The 16160-nt window shown below is 67.6% G+C and carries 18 protein-coding genes and 1 CRISPR repeat array; of the genes, 6 read left to right on the forward strand and 12 right to left on the reverse strand.

The genetic code is table 11. From position 1 onward, the window contains the following. Positions 1-87: 87 nt before the first annotated feature. The 5 genes from BM362_RS02390 to BM362_RS02410 form a co-directional block, all read right to left on the reverse strand. Positions 88-1029, reverse strand: a complete 942-nt coding sequence (locus BM362_RS02390) for a transposase (protein WP_093572066.1) — start codon at positions 1027-1029, stop codon at positions 88-90. Between the two features lie 145 nt (positions 1030-1174). Continuing rightward, positions 1175-1534, reverse strand: coding sequence for a hypothetical protein (locus tag BM362_RS02395; RefSeq protein WP_093572067.1), 360 nt, complete (start codon positions 1532-1534; stop codon positions 1175-1177). 408 nt (positions 1535-1942) lie between these two features. Next, positions 1943-2827 (reverse strand): SAM-dependent methyltransferase, encoded by an 885-nt coding sequence (locus tag BM362_RS02400; RefSeq protein WP_093572068.1) that lies wholly within the window; start codon positions 2825-2827, stop codon positions 1943-1945. Between the two features lie 113 nt (positions 2828-2940). Continuing rightward, complete coding sequence (locus tag BM362_RS02405) at positions 2941-3807, reverse strand: Scr1 family TA system antitoxin-like transcriptional regulator (RefSeq protein ID WP_167545187.1); 867 nt, start codon at positions 3805-3807, stop codon at positions 2941-2943. 123 nt (positions 3808-3930) lie between these two features. Further along, on the reverse strand, positions 3931-4137 hold the full coding sequence (locus tag BM362_RS02410) for a DUF397 domain-containing protein (RefSeq protein WP_093572070.1): 207 nt from the start codon (positions 4135-4137) through the stop codon (positions 3931-3933). Between the two features lie 587 nt (positions 4138-4724). Between BM362_RS02410 and BM362_RS46745 the strand changes: the two genes are divergently transcribed. The 6 genes from BM362_RS46745 to BM362_RS02435 all read left to right on the forward strand — a co-directional run bounded on the left by BM362_RS46745 (position 4725) and on the right by BM362_RS02435 (position 8786). Then, positions 4725-5186 (forward strand): hypothetical protein, encoded by a 462-nt coding sequence (locus BM362_RS46745; RefSeq protein ID WP_143132361.1) that lies wholly within the window; start codon positions 4725-4727, stop codon positions 5184-5186. Between the two features lie 567 nt (positions 5187-5753). Next, positions 5754-6146 carry an SseB family protein gene (locus tag BM362_RS02415; RefSeq protein WP_093572071.1) on the forward strand — a complete coding sequence of 131 codons (393 nt, stop codon included), beginning with the start codon at positions 5754-5756 and terminating at the stop codon, positions 6144-6146. Positions 6147-6175: 29 nt separating this feature from the next. Next, positions 6176-6517 carry a hypothetical protein gene (locus BM362_RS02420; RefSeq protein ID WP_093572707.1) on the forward strand — a complete coding sequence of 114 codons (342 nt, stop codon included), beginning with the start codon at positions 6176-6178 and terminating at the stop codon, positions 6515-6517. Between the two features lies 1 nt (position 6518). Then, the gene (locus tag BM362_RS02425; protein ID WP_093572072.1) at positions 6519-7820 is read left to right on the forward strand and encodes a putative T7SS-secreted protein; all 1302 of its coding nucleotides are present in this window, start codon (positions 6519-6521) and stop codon (positions 7818-7820) included. A 37-nt stretch (positions 7821-7857) separates the two neighbouring features. Continuing rightward, positions 7858-8265: an ankyrin repeat domain-containing protein gene (locus BM362_RS02430; RefSeq protein WP_093572073.1), complete on the forward strand. Its 408-nt coding sequence runs from the start codon at positions 7858-7860 to the stop codon at positions 8263-8265. Next, a complete protein-coding gene (locus tag BM362_RS02435; protein WP_093572074.1) occupies positions 8262-8786 on the forward strand; it encodes a suppressor of fused domain protein in 525 nt (174 codons plus the stop codon). Before BM362_RS02430 ends, BM362_RS02435 begins: the two co-directional genes overlap by 4 nt. A 220-nt stretch (positions 8787-9006) precedes the next feature. Then, a CRISPR array of direct repeats spans positions 9007-10007; the repeat unit is 37 nt; unit sequence GTTTCGATCCTCATCGGCCCCGGAGGGCCGATGCCAC. Between the two features lie 125 nt (positions 10008-10132). Here BM362_RS02435 and cas2 read toward each other — a convergent pair. The 7 genes from cas2 to BM362_RS02470 all read right to left on the reverse strand — a co-directional run bounded on the left by cas2 (position 10133) and on the right by BM362_RS02470 (position 16032). Then, the gene (gene cas2 / locus BM362_RS02440) at positions 10133-10423 is read right to left on the reverse strand and encodes a CRISPR-associated endonuclease Cas2 (RefSeq protein ID WP_093572075.1); all 291 of its coding nucleotides are present in this window, start codon (positions 10421-10423) and stop codon (positions 10133-10135) included. Position 10424: 1 nt separating this feature from the next. Beyond that, positions 10425-11441, reverse strand: a complete 1017-nt coding sequence (gene cas1, locus BM362_RS02445; protein WP_093572076.1) for a CRISPR-associated endonuclease Cas1 — start codon at positions 11439-11441, stop codon at positions 10425-10427. Positions 11442-11527: 86 nt separating this feature from the next. After that, complete coding sequence (locus BM362_RS02450; protein WP_280142702.1) at positions 11528-12073, reverse strand: CRISPR-associated protein Cas4; 546 nt, start codon at positions 12071-12073, stop codon at positions 11528-11530. A gap of 5 nt (positions 12074-12078) precedes the next feature. Beyond that, a complete protein-coding gene (gene cas7c / locus BM362_RS02455; protein WP_093572077.1) occupies positions 12079-12966 on the reverse strand; it encodes a type I-C CRISPR-associated protein Cas7/Csd2 in 888 nt (295 codons plus the stop codon). 52 nt (positions 12967-13018) lie between these two features. Further along, positions 13019-14794 (reverse strand): type I-C CRISPR-associated protein Cas8c/Csd1, encoded by a 1776-nt coding sequence (cas8c, locus tag BM362_RS02460; protein WP_093572078.1) that lies wholly within the window; start codon positions 14792-14794, stop codon positions 13019-13021. Beyond that, positions 14795-15457, reverse strand: coding sequence for a type I-C CRISPR-associated protein Cas5c (gene cas5c, locus BM362_RS02465; RefSeq protein ID WP_093572079.1), 663 nt, complete (start codon positions 15455-15457; stop codon positions 14795-14797). A 347-nt stretch (positions 15458-15804) separates the two neighbouring features. After that, positions 15805-16032 carry a hypothetical protein gene (locus BM362_RS02470; RefSeq protein WP_093572080.1) on the reverse strand — a complete coding sequence of 76 codons (228 nt, stop codon included), beginning with the start codon at positions 16030-16032 and terminating at the stop codon, positions 15805-15807. Positions 16033-16160: the final 128 nt, after the last annotated feature.

Genomic DNA, 16160 nt, shown 5'->3' on the forward strand with positions numbered 1-16160 from the left:
GCATCCCGCCGAAGTCGGCCACGAGCTGGTCGACCGCGCAGGACTGGGCAGCGTTCGAGGATCCGGGCGAGATCGGCCTGCTCCTGGTCAGCGCGATCGGCCGCAGGGCGGATAATCCAGCTGGTGATCTGCCGTGGTTTCGGCGCGGTCGTCGAGACGGCGGCCGGTGGCGTCGCGGTGTCGCGCCAGGTCTTGGATGAGCCGCCGGACCGTTCGTTCGCTGCCGCGGTAGCCGCGACCGCGCAGGTCCTGGGCGAGGCGGGCGGCGTTGGTGCAGCCTTCCGGCCAGCGCTGGACCAGAAACCCGGTGTGCTCATCGAGGTCGCTTCCGCGCCGGGCCACCTGGGTCAGCAGTTCGCCGGCGGTCTCCGCGCGTGCATAGCGTCGCACGGTTTTGTCGTCCAGGTTGAGTGCCTTGCTGATAGCCGTAGTCCCGACGCCCTTGTCCCACAAGGCATGAACCTCGGCGTGCCGCTGGCGAGTCAGCTCGGCCCGCCTGCCCTCGACGGGCTCCGAATTCAGTGGCTCGGGCTGGGCAACGGCCTCCGCAGCGGGGCGATCGTGCAGGCACTTGCGGTGGGCGCGCACGATCCTGTCCACCTTGTCCGTGAGGTTGTAAAGCAGGTGGAACGGGTCCGCGACCTGGACCGCGTCGGGTGCACCGAGCCTCGCGCCTTCGGCGTAACTGCCGGCGCGGTCGCGGCAGACCGCCTTCGCGCCGGGATGCGCGCGCAGCCAGCCGGCAAACGTGTCGCCGAGCCGGTCGGGCAGCACATCAATCGGCCCGTGGGTGTCCATGTCGATCACAATGGTGCCGTAGTTGTGGCGGCGGCGGAACGCGAAGTCGTCCACGCCGACGACCTGCTCAACGAAGGTCCGCTTCGCGCAGTCAGCGTTGTCGCAGAAAAGCCGCCGCACCAGCAGCCGAATCACGGTCTCCTGCCCACCGACCGCGGCGTCCGCGATGCAACGCTGGCAGCGGCTGTGCACCCGGCCCGAACGGGTGCCGCAACCAGAACAGGCGAGCATCGGCCCGGAGGACGCTCGCGTGCAGTTCGACCCGCGCTCCTCGCCGAACAACCTGGCCGATGACCAGCGGAGCGAGATGAGGGAACAACGTCTTCAGACCACGACCGTCGCACCACCAACATGATCGACCCCGCCGACCCGCCGATCACCAGGCACCAGCCGTCACGAACTTTGAGCCAGAGCCAGTATTTGCGCGAACGCCTCTGCCCTGGCGGGGGCCAGACGGGCGAGCTGCTCGGCGAACCCCGGGTCGGCGGTCGCGAATGTCCTGGAGGCCGGCGGCCACCATCTGCCGCCGGTCCTGCGCGTGTGGCGCCTCGCGCAGCTTGTCCAGCGCGGCCGCTCCGGAAGCGGTTCCCGTCAGACGCGGTTCGATCAGCCCGTACAGCCGCGCGGCCGCGCCGTCTTTGACCTTGTCGGCCACCTTCCCGGCGATCGCGGCCAGGTAGCCGCCGACGGCAGCCGCAGCCTGCGCCGCCAGGTCAGCGATGTTGATGTCGTCCACGCAGGTGCGTCACGCCTGGCGGTGCTGGCGAACCGATGGCTGCGGAAACTGCCGGTCGAGACAGATGCAGCCAGGGCCGAGAGCCTCACGCCAGCATTCGTCCGGCCAGCATCGGTGAGACCGACAGACTCCACACCGCCCACCGGCTGCAACTACTGCTGCGCAGGCACGGCATTTGCGCGAGCCTCGCCTTCGCACAGGCCTTCTACGCCCTGCTCAGCAACAGCATCAACGACGCACCCCACCCCTGCGGACGGATAGCTCGCCGGGAACGTCTCCGATCCCGCTCATCGCGGCCCACGACATCACCACAATGACGATCTACTCCGAAACCGTTGGCCTGGGCCGAACTTGCCCAGCGCCCCGGCTGGGCGAAAGCAGCACTGCATTGTCCACCAGTCGGTCACGTTATGGCTTCAGGCCGACGCCCGTCCACACCACTGCCTCATTCGATGCGTGGAACGCCACCGGTTGTGTGGTCGGACCGCCCTCCTCCGGATGCCAATCCGGTGTCCACGTCCAGCCAGGGTTGATGACCTCGAAATCTCCGAGAAGTGCGGCGATCTGTTCGCGTGTGCGCCAGATGGCGTTGCTGCTACTTGATTCGTCGTACATCCGTTTCAGCTCGGCCAGTTTGGCGGATAGCGCTTCCGGGACGGCCTCGTCTGTGATGTGCGAGATCGCGAGATAGGAGCCCCGCGGCAGCAGATCTCGGAATCGCGCGACGGATTCAGGGCCGATATCGTTGCCGTCGGCATCCGGTTGATGAACGTGAAGTACCGCGATGAGCAGCAATGCGACAGGCTCGTTCGGATCCAGCAACTGGGTGTCGATCGCTTCACGCCATAACTCGTCCGGGTTGCGGAGATCGGCCTCGATGACGGCCTGTCGGGACGCGTCGCCTTCACGGTTCAAGAGCATGTTGGCGTGAGCAACGGCAACGGGGTCGTTATCGACGTAGACCACGCGAACATCCGGTGTCGCGCCTGCTTCGATCAGCGTCTCGTCGGCCACCTGGTGCGTGTTGCCGGCGGTCGGGACGCCGGCCCCGATGTCGAGAAACTGCCGCACGCCCCGTTTGGTCAAATGCCGCACCACGCGGTTCAGCAGCTGGCGATTGGACAGCGCGATGTCCCGCAGCAACGGGAATTTCGAGAGCACTCGATCGCCAAAATCACGGTCCACCGCCCAGTTGGCGGTACCGCCCAGATAATAATCGTATACCCGAGCTACGCTCGGGCGATTCAGATCGACACCGTCTGGTCGAATCGGATCAGACTTGTCCTCGGACACCGGCCGGGCCTCCCCGTCGTCGCCTTCCGGATTAGTCTCCGATGTTAGCGAACAAGGAGAGTGGCGCGGGTCGAGGGCGGTTTGCTGTTGGCCAGTCGTTACGATCACGGGCTTCACCAGTTCCGCGCTTCATGGTGCATCTTCAGAAGCGCTTCCCTGGTCGCCTCGACGCCCAGTGCCTGCAGGAACACCTTGTCCCACTCGTCGATGTGCGCCTTGACCTGCTGTCGCCCGGTGTAGATTCGGGCCAGGCCGCCTGAGTACTCGTGGTACACCATGTCCTTGCCCTGTCCTTCGAACTTGAGGATTGTCAGGTCGTGAGGCGCGTAAGCCACCTCCGCCTCCCAAGGCAGCAGATGCACGTAGAGGTACCCTCGGTAGTCTTTCATCATCCTCAGCACATGCTCGATCTGCTCACGGCCAAGCCCGGCTTTCCGGCCGCCGGGAAGCCGGTAGAACGACGAGGGGCTGAACACCGCCCGATACTGCGGCGGTCTGTCGATCTGGAACAGCTCTTCGCGTTCTCGGCGACTGTCGAGCACGGAGGTGATGTCGTGCAGCGCCCCGCCGAGTTTGTACTGCTCCGCGATGTACGGCTCCGACTGAAACAGGTTGGGGAAGCGCTCGGTGTAGCAACCGAGGATCTCCACGGCTTCGCGTTCGGCCTCAAGCAGTTTCAGGTAGTCGCGATTCGCGGTTACCCCTGCGACCGGCCCGCCTCTCGCTTGCGCGGCCAGCAGCTGGATGCGGTCGGCTTCGATGTCGGGCACGCTGTAGAGATGCAGCAGCTGGCTCAGATCGCCAGGGCTGATCGCCACTTGTTCGTTCTCCATCTTGTTGATCTTGGACTGGGTGCATCCCAGGGCCGCTGCGGCGCGATTTTGAGACCAGTTGATCCTTGTGCGCGCTTTCTTCAGTCTCTTGCCGACCTCTAGGCGGGCTTTGATGGCGTCATGTGGCACTTCTTCTTTCCGCCTCACCTCACGAGGGAACCCTCGCCCTCCGAGAGCCACTCAAAAGCTACATTCCAGAAAGCCGCGTCCAGCGATCGGGTCATATTAGAACGCGTGACCGGGTCTGGTGCGACTGTCCGTGATGACAGCTTAGCGCATGATGCTGGACAGAAGCGCCTTCCATGCTTCGTGGCTGAGGGCCAAAGTTCCGCCCTGCACGTCCTTCGAGTCGCGTACTTGAACGCCAGCTTGAAGGATGAGCACCTCCACGCAGTTGTTGTTGGGCGTCGAATAGCTGGAACGTGCCCACCGTTCCCGGCTTTCGTCGTCAGCGTGCCCCTGAACGATAGTTGTCATGATCGAATCAGCCTCCCCCGAGTCTGAGTCTTGCGATTAGTCGCGTGGTCCCGACTATTCTTGCGCGCCATCCCAGTAGATCACGACCGGCGGCATCTGTGCAGGTGGACGGCCTAGGCGCCTCACCTGCGGCGCATCTTGCGAGGTTGTCGGCGGCTGCGAGCTGTAGCTCGCGACTAATCGCCGAATCGGCCGAGAGTGGTATGTGCTGCCATCTGAACAGAGCAACGCCGACCCTGGGAAATAACCACACGTCACGATCGAATCCGATGGTGCGACGTAAAGAGTGAATCGTTCGGCATCTGGGTAGTCAGGTCGCGCAGCTAATCGCGGCGTTACGCCGGAGTGTTCGCTGCTTCCGTCGAGATCGACCGTTCGGCGTTAAGCAGCCGCCGTTCGGCGCACGTTGCCGTGCTGGGCGATCGAAGCGACATGTTCCCGGCAGAATGTCTGACGAGTCGGAGTACTGCGCTAACCGCGCCTGAAAAAGCTTCCTGTGAAACAGGGCCTAAATAGGTGCGGCTCCCTGCGCGCAACAGGGAGCCGACTCTGCTGGAACCCACCCCTACGGAAAGAGGAGTTACAGCGTGACCACTATAGATGGCGCGTCGCCGACTAATCCAGACGAAGCGCCGCGCAAGTCACCCAACAGGGTGCCGCGTGTCACCCTAGTCATCCACAACGCGCCGGCAGGTCTGCAGAACGGAGACGGGAAGTCGAGTAATCCGGCACCGAAGGCGAAGCCGTCGGCGGTGACGCCGTCAGTGACCGCGTCGAAACGCGGGAAAGGACGTGGCGGACGCCATGAACTCGCCGACACGACATGGCTCGGCCGGTTGGAACGTCTGTTGCAGTCCTGGCCCGTCACTCTCCGGCTCGCGCTGTTGATCGTCGTCGTGCTGACCGGGACTGCCGCGATAGCCGCGACCCTAGGGATCGGCGGCCAACTGGCGCTCGTCGTGCTCAGCCTGGCCCAGCGCCGCGGACACCGTGCCTGCGGCGTTTCGCCTGGTCGCGCCCCAATACCGGGCGGGCGTAGCAAGAAGTAATTCACGGTTCTGGCAGCGGGCCCGTCGCGAGAGACGATCGTGGCAGGCCTGCTGCCGCCGGGATCGTCGAACACGGTCTTCGCTGACAACTGTGGATAGTCGCGACGGCCAGCCAGCTTGAGTCTGCGGTAGAGAAGGCAGGTTCGATTGAGGCCGACGATGCTGGTGCGGCGGGGCTCTCGCGGCTGCAGGAACTCGTTTGGGCGCTCAACAACCCGCAGGTGCTATGCGGTCGGCCTCTCGGGACTTTGCGTATTCCGGGGCCAAGCCGCTCTGCAAGCTGTGGTGACTGGCCTGCCGAACTGGAGATCAGCGAGAAGCTCCTGGCTTCTTGCTGATGGTCGGCCGGACGAGTGAATTTCAGTCTGCCACGCATGAAACAGGAGGTTCTGACCGTACATTCGAACCTCGGCCCGTTCGGTGCCTCCCCCTCGACCGAGCGGGCCTTTTCATGCGCGGTACGCGAGTCCTGGTCGGAGCGGCTGCAAGATCGGCGTGTCTCTTGGGTCTCCCCGCAGGGCTGGACTTTGGTTGATCCATAAAGTGACGGTCGGTATCGTACCGAGTGTGGAGGGCGACGAGGGGAGTGCGTCGCGTCTGGCGGAGGTTGCCCGCGAGATGTGGAGCGGCGCGCGGGGCGTGGCCGATTTCATGGACGTTTTCGCCGGTGAGCGAGTGTTCGTGCAACGCCCTGCGGAGCCGGGGCGGTTGCTGGTGACTGATCTCGGGGCGCGTGGTGCGTGGATGCCGGTGTTCTCGTCGCTGGAGGGCTTGGCGCGGCATGTTGGCGAGTGCGACTACTTCGCGGCGACGGGCGCGGATGTGCTGGAGCTGGTGCCGCCGGGGGTCGGGGTGATGCTCGATCCGGACGAGGCGCACCGGTTCCCGATCGTCGCGCGGATGGCGCCGCCGGAGGTCGTGGCGCGTGCGTGGGCCGACGCGCTGGCGGCCCGTGGCTGACCGGCTCGGGGGTAGAGGGGGTGCAGGGGATGGACGGTCCGGGGTTTCATGTCGAGGTCGACGCGCTGGAGGGCGCGTCGGCGAAGATGGAAGCGGTCGCGCACGCGCAGAGCGATTTCGAGCTGCGCGGATTGTGCGGGGAGCCGCCGATGTACGGGCACGGCGGGGTGCACGACGCGCTGGCGGAGTTCTGCGGCCGGTGGAGCGTGGGCATGGACGCGTTGTCCGACCGCGCGAACGACATGGGCGCTCTGCTGGGCAAGGCGGCCAAGGCGTACCGGGCGGTCGAGCACGAGAACACCGGCGCGCTGAAGGTCGATCCCGGGTTCGACGCGGTCACGCCGGACGCGCCGTCGCCGGGGGCGGTCTGAGGTGGCCGAGCTCGGCGAGACCACGGACCCGAAAGCGTTGGTCGAGGGTGATCCGGACGCAGTGTTCGAGAACGCGCGGGTGCTGGACGCCCGCTCTCGCGACGCGACCGCCGCCGCCGACCAGCTGCGCCGGATCGACACCGGCGCGTGGCAGGGCACGGCCGCGGACAAGTTCCGCGAGGACCACCAGACCGAGGTGCCCCGGTGGAGCGACGCCGGCGAATCGCTGGAGAACGCCGCGCTCGCGCTGACTGATCTCGCTAACTGCCTCGCCTGGGCACAAGGACAAGCCGCGGAGGCGATCGCGCAGTGGGAGAAGGGCGAGAACGCCACCAGGGAGGCCAAGTCCCAGCACGACCGAGCTGTCGCCGACGCCGACGCGCGGACTCGCGCCAACGCCCAGAACGGCGACCCGACGGTGGTGCAGGCGCCCGCGTTCCAGGACCCCGGCGAAGCGAGCCGCCAGGCCGCGCGGGACATGCTCGCCCGAGCGCGCCAGCAGCTGGCGGGGGAGGGCGAACGGTGCGCGCAGGCGATCCGGGCCGAGGCCGAACTCGCGCCGCAGGACTCGCAGAAACAAGCCGACGCGAACTTCTTCGGCGGCATCTGGGACAGCCTCAAGGGCGCCGGGGAGTCGCTGTACAACCTGCTAGCGGATCCGGCGGAGACGGTAGCGGCGATGGCGGACAACCTCGCCCACCCGGTCGAGACGTTCAAGCAGATGGTGGCCTGGGACGACTGGGCCGCCGGGCGCGGCGACCGCGCGCTGGGCAAGGTCACCGGCGAAATCCTGGTCGGGCTCGCGACCGGAGGAGCCAGCCGCCTGTTGCACAAACACGGCAGCGGCGAGCACGGCGAACCGAAACCCGACGGCCACGGCAGCCCGGCCGAACCACCGCCGCCGGTGCCGAAACCGGTCTACGAACCCACCCGCAACCGGGTCAAGCTCCGCAAAGGCACCGAACTCGCGATCATCCGCGACGCGCCCCGAACCCCTGACGGCCAGGGCTTCGAATGCGAGGCGTCCGGCAAGATCATCCCCGCGCAGCACAACCCCGACGGCAGCCTCACCAAGGTCAACCCGGAGGACGGCAAACCGGATCCCAACGGCATGACAGTCCCCGAAAAGGGCAAGTACGACATGGGACACCGCCCGGGGGACGAGTGGTGGCGCTACAAACAGGAAGCCGAAGCCGGCGGCTACGACCGGCAACGCGTCATCGAAGACCAGAACGAGCCCGGCCGCTACCGGGTCGAAGACCGCGTCGCGAACAGAAGCCACGAATACGAATTGCCGCCGTGATCATCATGTACGGTCGGGCGCAAGGGAGGACCACGTCATGAGCGAACTGGACCGCGAAGGGCGCGACGAACTGCACTACGCGGCAAAGGCCAACGACGTCGACACGCTCCGCCGACGCCTGGACGCCGGCGTCGCCGTGGATCTTGTCGAACAGCGCGCGCGGTGGACGCCCTTGTTTTTCGCCGTCGACAACGGCGCGGTGGACGCCGCCGAAGCGCTGCTGGACGCCGGGGCGGACATCGAGGCCCGCGCAGATCGCGAGATCACGCCGTTGCACCTGGCGGTCAACCGGTGGCGGCAGAGCCCGGACGGCGCGATGATCAGGCTCCTTCTCGACCGCGGCGCTGACAAAGCCAGCGCGGACATGCACGGGTGGACCCCGGGCGACCGGGCGAAGGGCCAGTTCGGCTTCCCCGACGATCTGAAGGAGCTGCTCGCCCCGTGACCCAGCCTGAACTCGCCGAGCACCTCACCCGCTTCCTCGGCGAAGGCCAGCGCGCCGCCCAGCTCGACCGGGGCGTCGAACTGTGGCGCTACGAACGGCCAGAATTCGTCACGTTCGCCACCCGGGGACTCTCCGATCTCGACGTCGCCGCGCTCAAACCGCAGGAACTCGTCTGCTCGGTCCTGCCCGGCCAAGACGGAGCCGCCGCGCAGCTCGTCACAGTGCTGTTCGAGCAGATCCTCGCCACCGACCGCGGGCCTGTCGTGCCGCAGCTGATCCCCAACACGACGCCGATCCTCGACCGCACCCAGATCCACGGGCTGCTCGCCACCGGCCATCCCTACCTCGACGAAGCCTTCGACGCCATCACCCGCGACGGCACCGTCACCGTCCAGCTCGTCACCCTGATCCCCCTCACCGGCACCGAAGTCAGCCAAGCGCAAACATCCGGCCTGGACTCGCTCATGGACGCCCTAGAAGCCACCGACCCGGCACTCCTCGACGTCACGCGAGCCGGCTAGCCCGCTAACTCGCATGATTTGAGGGATGGTGTGCCGTAGCGAAGGCATACAGCGTTTGCTGGAGATCCGGAACTGCCGCGACAGCATCGGCCCCGAAGGGCCGATGCCATCTCGGAGTGCTCGGCGGTGGCCTTCTGCACGTCGCGGTTTCGATCCTCACCGACCCCGCGGCCGATGCCACCCCCAGCAGATACAGCGTGCCCGACTGTCCACTTTGGATTTTTCGATCCTCATCGGCCCCGGAGGGCCGATGCCACCACCTCACCGACCGGATCCAGCTCGACCGGCACGTCGTCGTTTCGATCCTCATCGGCCCCGGAGGGCCGATGCCACCGTCGCGGGCCAGGTCCAAGGCTCGCGCGCTGGACAGGTTTCGATCCTCATCGGCCTCGGAGGGCCGATGCCACTGGCTTCGCGGCCGGTGACCTGCTCCAGGCGTGTGAGTTTCGATCCTCATCGGCCCCGGAGGGCCGATGCCACTACGGCTGCGGAGCTTCCTGGACGACCCGGAGGTGCGGTTTCGATCCTCATCGGCCCCGGAGGGCCGATGCCACTCCGCCGTGGCCGAGATTGCGCCCCGCGGAAGACAAGTTTCGATCCTCATCGGCCCCGGAGGGCCGATGCCACCGCAGTACTGCTCGGGGACGTGCCGCAGTCGTGCGTGGGTTTCGATCCTCATCGGCCCCGGAGGGCCGATGCCACTGTCTTCGTCCGGCACGAGCGTCCACGCGTTGGAGGTGTTTCGATCCTCATCGGCCTCGGAGGGCCGATGCCACCCGGTGCCGAGGACGAACGGCTGGTCCGGCTGCGGGTTTCGATCCTCATCGGCCCCGGAGGGCCGATGCCACTCCCACAACGTGCTGATCATTGCGGCCTCCGGGCGGTGGTTTCGATCCTCATCGGCCCCGGAGGGCCGATGCCACGCGCTGACCGGAATCGGCAACCACCACCGACACTCGACTGTTTCGATCCTCATCGGCCCCGGAGGGCCGATGCCACGGCTCCGGCAACCCCCCGCCCCCGCCGGGATCCACCGGTTTCGATCCTCATCGGCCCCGGAGGGCCGATGCCACGCGTCCGCGCCTGCCCGCCCCGGGACCGAACCGGGACTGTTTCGATCCTCATCGGCCCCGGAGGGCCGATGCCACTATCTGCATCGGCGAAAGCCCGGTCACCGGCAAGAAGTTTCGATCCTCATCGGCCCCGGAGGGCCGATGCCACCCTGCGTGAGCTGGGAATTCTTGGTCGACAGCGGCGTCTTGTGCTCTGTTCGTTACCGACATGCCCGGGATCCGGTTTGGAACCTGGTGGCGTGTCGCACGACGCTTCCGGCTCCGAGGTGGCGGTCAGAACACGAGCGGGGCGTTGTGGCCTGCCGGTGGGGAGTGTCCGAGGTGAGCAGCGTCGCCGAAAGACCCGGCGGGTAACCGGTAGGCGCGGATGCTGTCGAGATCGGGGTCGATGATGTCGAGCAGACGGTGACGCAGGAGCAGTACCTGCGCCTCGCTCGCGACGACCTCGAACACCGATTTCTGTACCCGGGATCCGTAGGCTTCGCATGCCCGCGCGACGTGTCGCAGCCGTCGGCGTCCGGTGGGGGTGGTGGTGTCGACGTCGTAGGTGATCAGTAGTTCCATGTCAGGTCGCGATCCAGGGCTGGTAGGCGGGCTGGTCTCCTCGCAGGTGCCGCGCGAGCAGCCGGGCCTGCACGTTCGGGAGCAATCCGGCGGGGACAGCGCGTGCGAGCACGGAGTGCTGCCATGTCCGTTCGCGTGCTGTCGACCACCGGTCGAGGACGAACGCTCTGCCGTCGTCGGTGAGTCTCACTCCGCCGGCAGGATCCTGGGCGGTGTGCGCGGCGGTGATCTCCCTCCGGTTGAACAATGTCAGCGCGAAGCGGTCGACCAGCAGCGGCCGGAACTCCTCCATCAGGTCCAGCGCGAGCGACGGTTTGCCGGAGCGCACGCCGTGCAGGTAGCCGATGTACGGGTCCAGGCCGACCTGTTCGAGGGCGCCGGCAAGCGCGACGCGGAGCATGCCGTAGCCGAAGGAGAGGACGCAGTTGAACGGGTCTTCGGGCGGTCGCCGGGTCCGTCCGGGCGGAACTCCTTTCGCCAGCAACGGCATGTTCTGGAAGTACAGCCGGGCGGCTGCGCCTTCGACGCCGAGCAGTTCGGTCAACGAGCCGGCGTTCCCGGCGGCGGTCAGCGAGTCGGCCTGGGCTGCGGCCAGTTCCCGGATCGCGGTCTGCCGGGCGGGGTCGGCGTCCCGGGCGGCGCGCAGCAGCAGCTGGCGGCAGTTCTGCAGTTTGCCCGCGACGACGGACCGCGCGATCCCGAGGCGTCGTTCGGGATCGTCGTGTGCGCGGACCTGTTCGAGGCGAAGAGCGGGGTTGCCGAGCTGGTTTCCGCCCACTCGCCCGAGGAAACGCCCGTTGCGCGAGAACCAGGTCACCGTGCGGTTGTCCGCGGAACACCGCAGGAGCAGGTCGTTGGTGACCTCGACGCCTTTCCACACCACGAGCCCTTCGATCCGCACCAGGGGCAGCACGTGGCGGCCAGGCCGCTGGGGATGGAAAATCCGCACGGTGTCGCCTTCCAGGTGCAGGCTGGTGCCTGGGGTCGTGACGAACAGCGTGCGCAGGAGTTCAGTCATCCCAGTCCCCCATCGGTCGAGCGGTGAACAGATTCGAGGTGTCGACGCGTGCTGCGGGCATGCAGTTGTCCTTCAGGGAGCAGCGGTCACAGCGTGCGTCGTTGACCGGATCCGGCAGGGAACCGGCGCGGAAGACGCCGCGCAGCTCCTCGATCAGGAGCCGCAGCCGAGCTTCGAGGTCGTCGCCGACGACGACCTCGTGCCTGCGCCGGCGGCGTCCCGGCGAAGACCACGCCGCGGGGCACCGCTGCGCCGAACATGCGGCGCAGGCACAGCACCTGCGCCGCCAATTGCAGGTCGGCGGCGCCGCCCGGCCGGTAGGAGCCGGACTTGTGCTCGACCGGGACCGGCTCGCCGCCGGGGAACTCGACCACGTCGCAGACGCCGTGCACGCCGAGTTCCTCGTGCACTACCTCCAGCGAGGTCCAGGTCCGGATCCCGGTGCGCGACACGCCGGGCCCGGCGGCGTCGACGACCGCGTGGGCGAGGTGCCCGCGCTGGGTGTCGGCGTTGTCGACGAAGTCGCGGTCCAGGTGGATCAGCGCCGCCTGCCGGGGGCAGTAGGCGTAGTGCTCGATCGCCGAGATCGGCACGCTCGCCCATTCGTCCTCGGCAGGCCGTGTTTCCTCCATGGCGTTCAGGCCACCAGCTTGGCCAGCGTCACGCCGCGGGGGAGGTCGCCGTCGGCGGCGTTGACCGTGTAGTCGCCGAAAGAGCGGGGCGATCCCTCGACGTGCCCGGCGAGGCTGACCTGGACGCGTTCGGTGAGCTTGTGCGCCGGGGCGTTGCCGAAGGCGTTGTCGTGGCTGAACACGTAGAGCCCTCGGGCGGTCATGGTGCCGCGGGCGGCGGAGCGGTCGTGGTCGAACATCATTTCCAGGGTGCGGTAGAGCAGTTCGAGGTCGCGGCTGTCGACGCCGGTCTGCGCGCCGCGGGCGGCGGAGTAGTAGATCTCGGCTTTGTAGAGCCCGTAGGGGACGGTCCATTTCCCGCCCATCTCGGTGCTCTCGCCCCGGTCGATGTCTTCCTGCCTGGTCTGGGTGACGCGGGTGATGGCGTGCTGCTGGGGCATGATCGGGTGGTAGCTGCGGGCGTTGGCGACCTGCAGCGGCCCGTAGATCTGGCCCAGGGATTTGGTGTCGCCGGTCGAGAGGACCGCGCCGAACAGGCGGATGTCGGCGTAGGTGTCGGTCAGCCAGGAGCGGGCGGCCTGTTTCTGTTCCGGTGTGGGTTTCTTCTTGTCGGTGACGCGGGCGGCCGTCAGCGATTCGGCGAGCCGGGTGTTGAGCGCGTGGCCGGCTTCGACGAAGATCCCGTACCGCGGGTCGCCGTCCGCGGCCAGGGGCAGCGTGTTGCGGATCTTGCGTTTGATCGCGACGTCGGTGACCAGGCCGTGCCCGGTTTCCACGTCCATGCGGGGCCGGTTGGCGAAGTCCGGGTCGCCGTTGGGGTTGCCGTCGGCGATGTCGAACAGGAACACCATGTCGTGGCGGACGGCCGGGTCGAGGTGCGGATCGACGGTCACGGGAAAGTCCTTTCGTTGCGGAAGAGGGGGAAACGCGGCTGCGAGCGGAGCGTCACTCGCCGGCGCCGTCGAACGCGGCGTTCTTCCTGTGCGCGCGGGCCTGGCGGGCATCTTCGGCCCACTGCTGGTGATAGCCCAGGACGAACTGCGCCTGACGCCGCGGCGGAAGGAATCCGGCGAGCGGTTCCGCCGCGTCGATCTTGGCGATGAGCGTGGTGAGCGTCGTGCGCAGCGCGTGTTCGGTCGCCTTGGTCTGCGGTTTGCGGCGGAGCTTGGCCAGCCATGCCGTGGCCAGTTTCCGGCCTTCCATGACCGCCGGGACGGGGTTGCCCATGGCCGAGGCCATGAACCGGTCGCCGTAGGTGGTGTTGACGTCGTTGCCGAGGGCTTTGAGCTGGATTTTCTCCAGGTGCGCGAACACGCGGCCGTAGAGGTAGGCGGGATCGGTGTTGTTCTCGTCGAGACCGGCGGACACGCGGGACTCCTTCTCTCGGGGATCGCACAGCGCCAGCCGCACGAGCGCCGCGCGCGCGGCGTCGATGCGGCGGTCGGAGGCGATGCGGTGCAGGACGTGATGCAGAACCGACGGCGGCAGAGGCACGCCGCGCAGCGCGCGGGCGAGCAGATCGCGCTGCACGTGCGCGCGCCGCCGGCCGCTGGTGCTGCCGATCTCGGCGTAGCGGCCGCGCTCGCCGCCGCGGCGGTCCCACCGGCCGGTGGCCAGCACGAGTCGCCACGGCCCGAACACGACCGGCTCGTCGCTGCCCCGGGAGACCATGCGCAGGTCGCGATACCAGCGCGCCAGGTTCAGCAGCACGGTCGGCAGGGGCATGTCGATCCAGTCCCGGACAATGATCCGCGAGGCGTTGCCGCCGACGGTCAGCGAGCAGAACCATTCGTCGCTGTCGACCCTCTGCGCCAGCTGCGCGGCCTGCGCCAGCTCGCCGGAGCGCAGCTTCCTCAGCAGCGCGTTGACCTGGTCGGGATCGGGTTCGGCGGCGAATCCCGACAGCACGTCGGGCTCCTTGGCGCCGATGACCCACCAGGCCGTCCGGCTGTCCTGCCCGGGCAGGTTGATCGCGTGCCGGGAACCGAGCAGGTGGGTCAGGCTGGCGCTGACCGCGTTGCCGCAGTCGAAACAGATCGGGGTGTGCTCCAGGCCGGTGATCAGCCCGTACCCGAACACCGGTTCGTTGACACTCACCAGCGCCGCGTCGTTGCCGGCTCCTGGGACGAGGCGCTTGGCGACCGTGCCCGGCATCGAATTCAGGAGAGGCCGGTGTTTCCCGCACACCAGGCACAGCCCGGCCCGCGGGGTCGTGCCGCCCTTGCGGCGCGCGACCTCTGTCGTCCAGAACCGCACCAGCGACGGCCGGCGGATGACCAGTTCGTCGTCCACCGCGATCAGGACGCCGTCCTTCGCGCCCACCCCGTCCGGACGCGGCGGCATCGCCTCGTCACGGTAGAAACGGGCCAGCCGCGCGGCGGCCGCGTCGTGCGGAGCGTCCGCCGCCCATGCCCGGACCAGGGCTGCGAACCGGTCACGGCATTCGGCGACGCGCGCGGGTTTCGTGGTGTCGTCGCCCCACCCGAACACGTACTGGGCGTCGTCGGCTCCCAGCTGCGGCGCCACGCCGACCGTCCGCGTCACCGCCGGCGCGACCCGGTACTGGCCGCGGCGCTTCCCGTCCGGCTCGCGAAGCCCGGTCAGCCGGGTCGCGCGGCCGTCGGTGAACAGGTCCAGCCGCCACAGGAACTCCCGTTCCCGGTGAAACGGTGCCACCGTCACGTTCTCCTCGGCATAACCGGCCAGCCGCTGCAGCAGCATTCACGCCTCCGCCAGCTCGGCCGCCTTGCCGACGCGCGGAATCAGCATCCGCCCGTCCCGAAGCATCGCGTCGAACCAGGAGAACCGCACACCCGCCTTCTCGTGATGGACGCGGTGCAGCATCACCCCGAGGTCCATGGTCACCGGAACCCGCTCGCGGTCGTCGACCGGCGCGAAAAACGCGCTGAACTCCCGCGTCCCCAGATACGGCTGGTGGAAACACCGGCCCCGCTCCACCCGCCGCCGGAACTGGTCCCGGTACGCCGCCACCGGCTTCGTCGCGCGGCCGCGCAGCTCGACATGGGCGTGAATGCGGTAGCAGACGTCCTTCAAGCACACCGCATGCCGCTGCGTCCGATGCCCGGCCGTGTCCACCGTCCGCCCCGCCAACGCCGCGCTCACCGACGGGACGTCGGTGGTCTCGTTGCGGCGCTGCGTGAACTGCCTGACCGGAGCAAGCACATCGATCGCGACCGGAACCCACTGCATCTCCGGCTTCCAGAAAATCGACTCCAGCACGCCGATCGCAGCCGTCGGCGTCATCACCGGATACGACACCCGCTCCACCTTCAACTCCGGACGCGTGAACAACGCACCCGGCCCCCACACCTGCACACCCACCGGGACAGCACCCTCCGGCGAACGCGGCAACCCCTCGTCCACGACACAGTCCTCTCATATCGGTCTGACCTGCTGTGCAGTACCTACCAGACCCCACCGACAATTCAGGGATAACGCCTGCGCAATATTGCCTGTCGACCTTTTCGCTGCAGAAACCACGGAATTGGCAATGCGCCACTTGCAATGCGACGAGTCGATCTTGGCCAATCGTGCGATCACAGGCGAACACACCGCTGAAGGGACTGGTTCGTCGCTGAATCTTCTGGACGGCGCGGTCCTTAGACTCAGCCGACAACTGCTCCGAGGTCCCGGCATCCGCCGAATGTGCTGCAGCAGACGGGAACGCGCCGACGATCCGCGAAGACCGCCGGGTTCGAACCTTCGGGCCTCTACCGCCCGGGCCAGCTGTGAACCACGATCCAGACGATGACGAAAAGCTCGACCCCGCTGATCAGGGCGTATCCGTTGAACGCGACCCTCCAACGACGCCGTCCGGGCCAGCGCCGTAAACCGCCTCGGCGGATCGGAACAGGACGCTCATCGACATCGCGATCGCGCGGCGCTGCCTCGTCCGGGTGCTCGTCCGTCTCGATCCCGACGCTCACCTGCACATGCATTCGGCTCCCTTTCCGCCTTATGGCTCCGTCGAGCAGGAGCGTAGCGCATCACCAGTTCGCGCCTGTGTCATCTGTATGCATGAACTTGGGGTCGGTACGGCCCGATGGCACGCCCGCATAGGCTGGGC

The organism is Amycolatopsis rubida (genome assembly GCF_900115345.1).
Classification (GTDB): domain Bacteria; phylum Actinomycetota; class Actinomycetes; order Mycobacteriales; family Pseudonocardiaceae; genus Amycolatopsis; species Amycolatopsis rubida.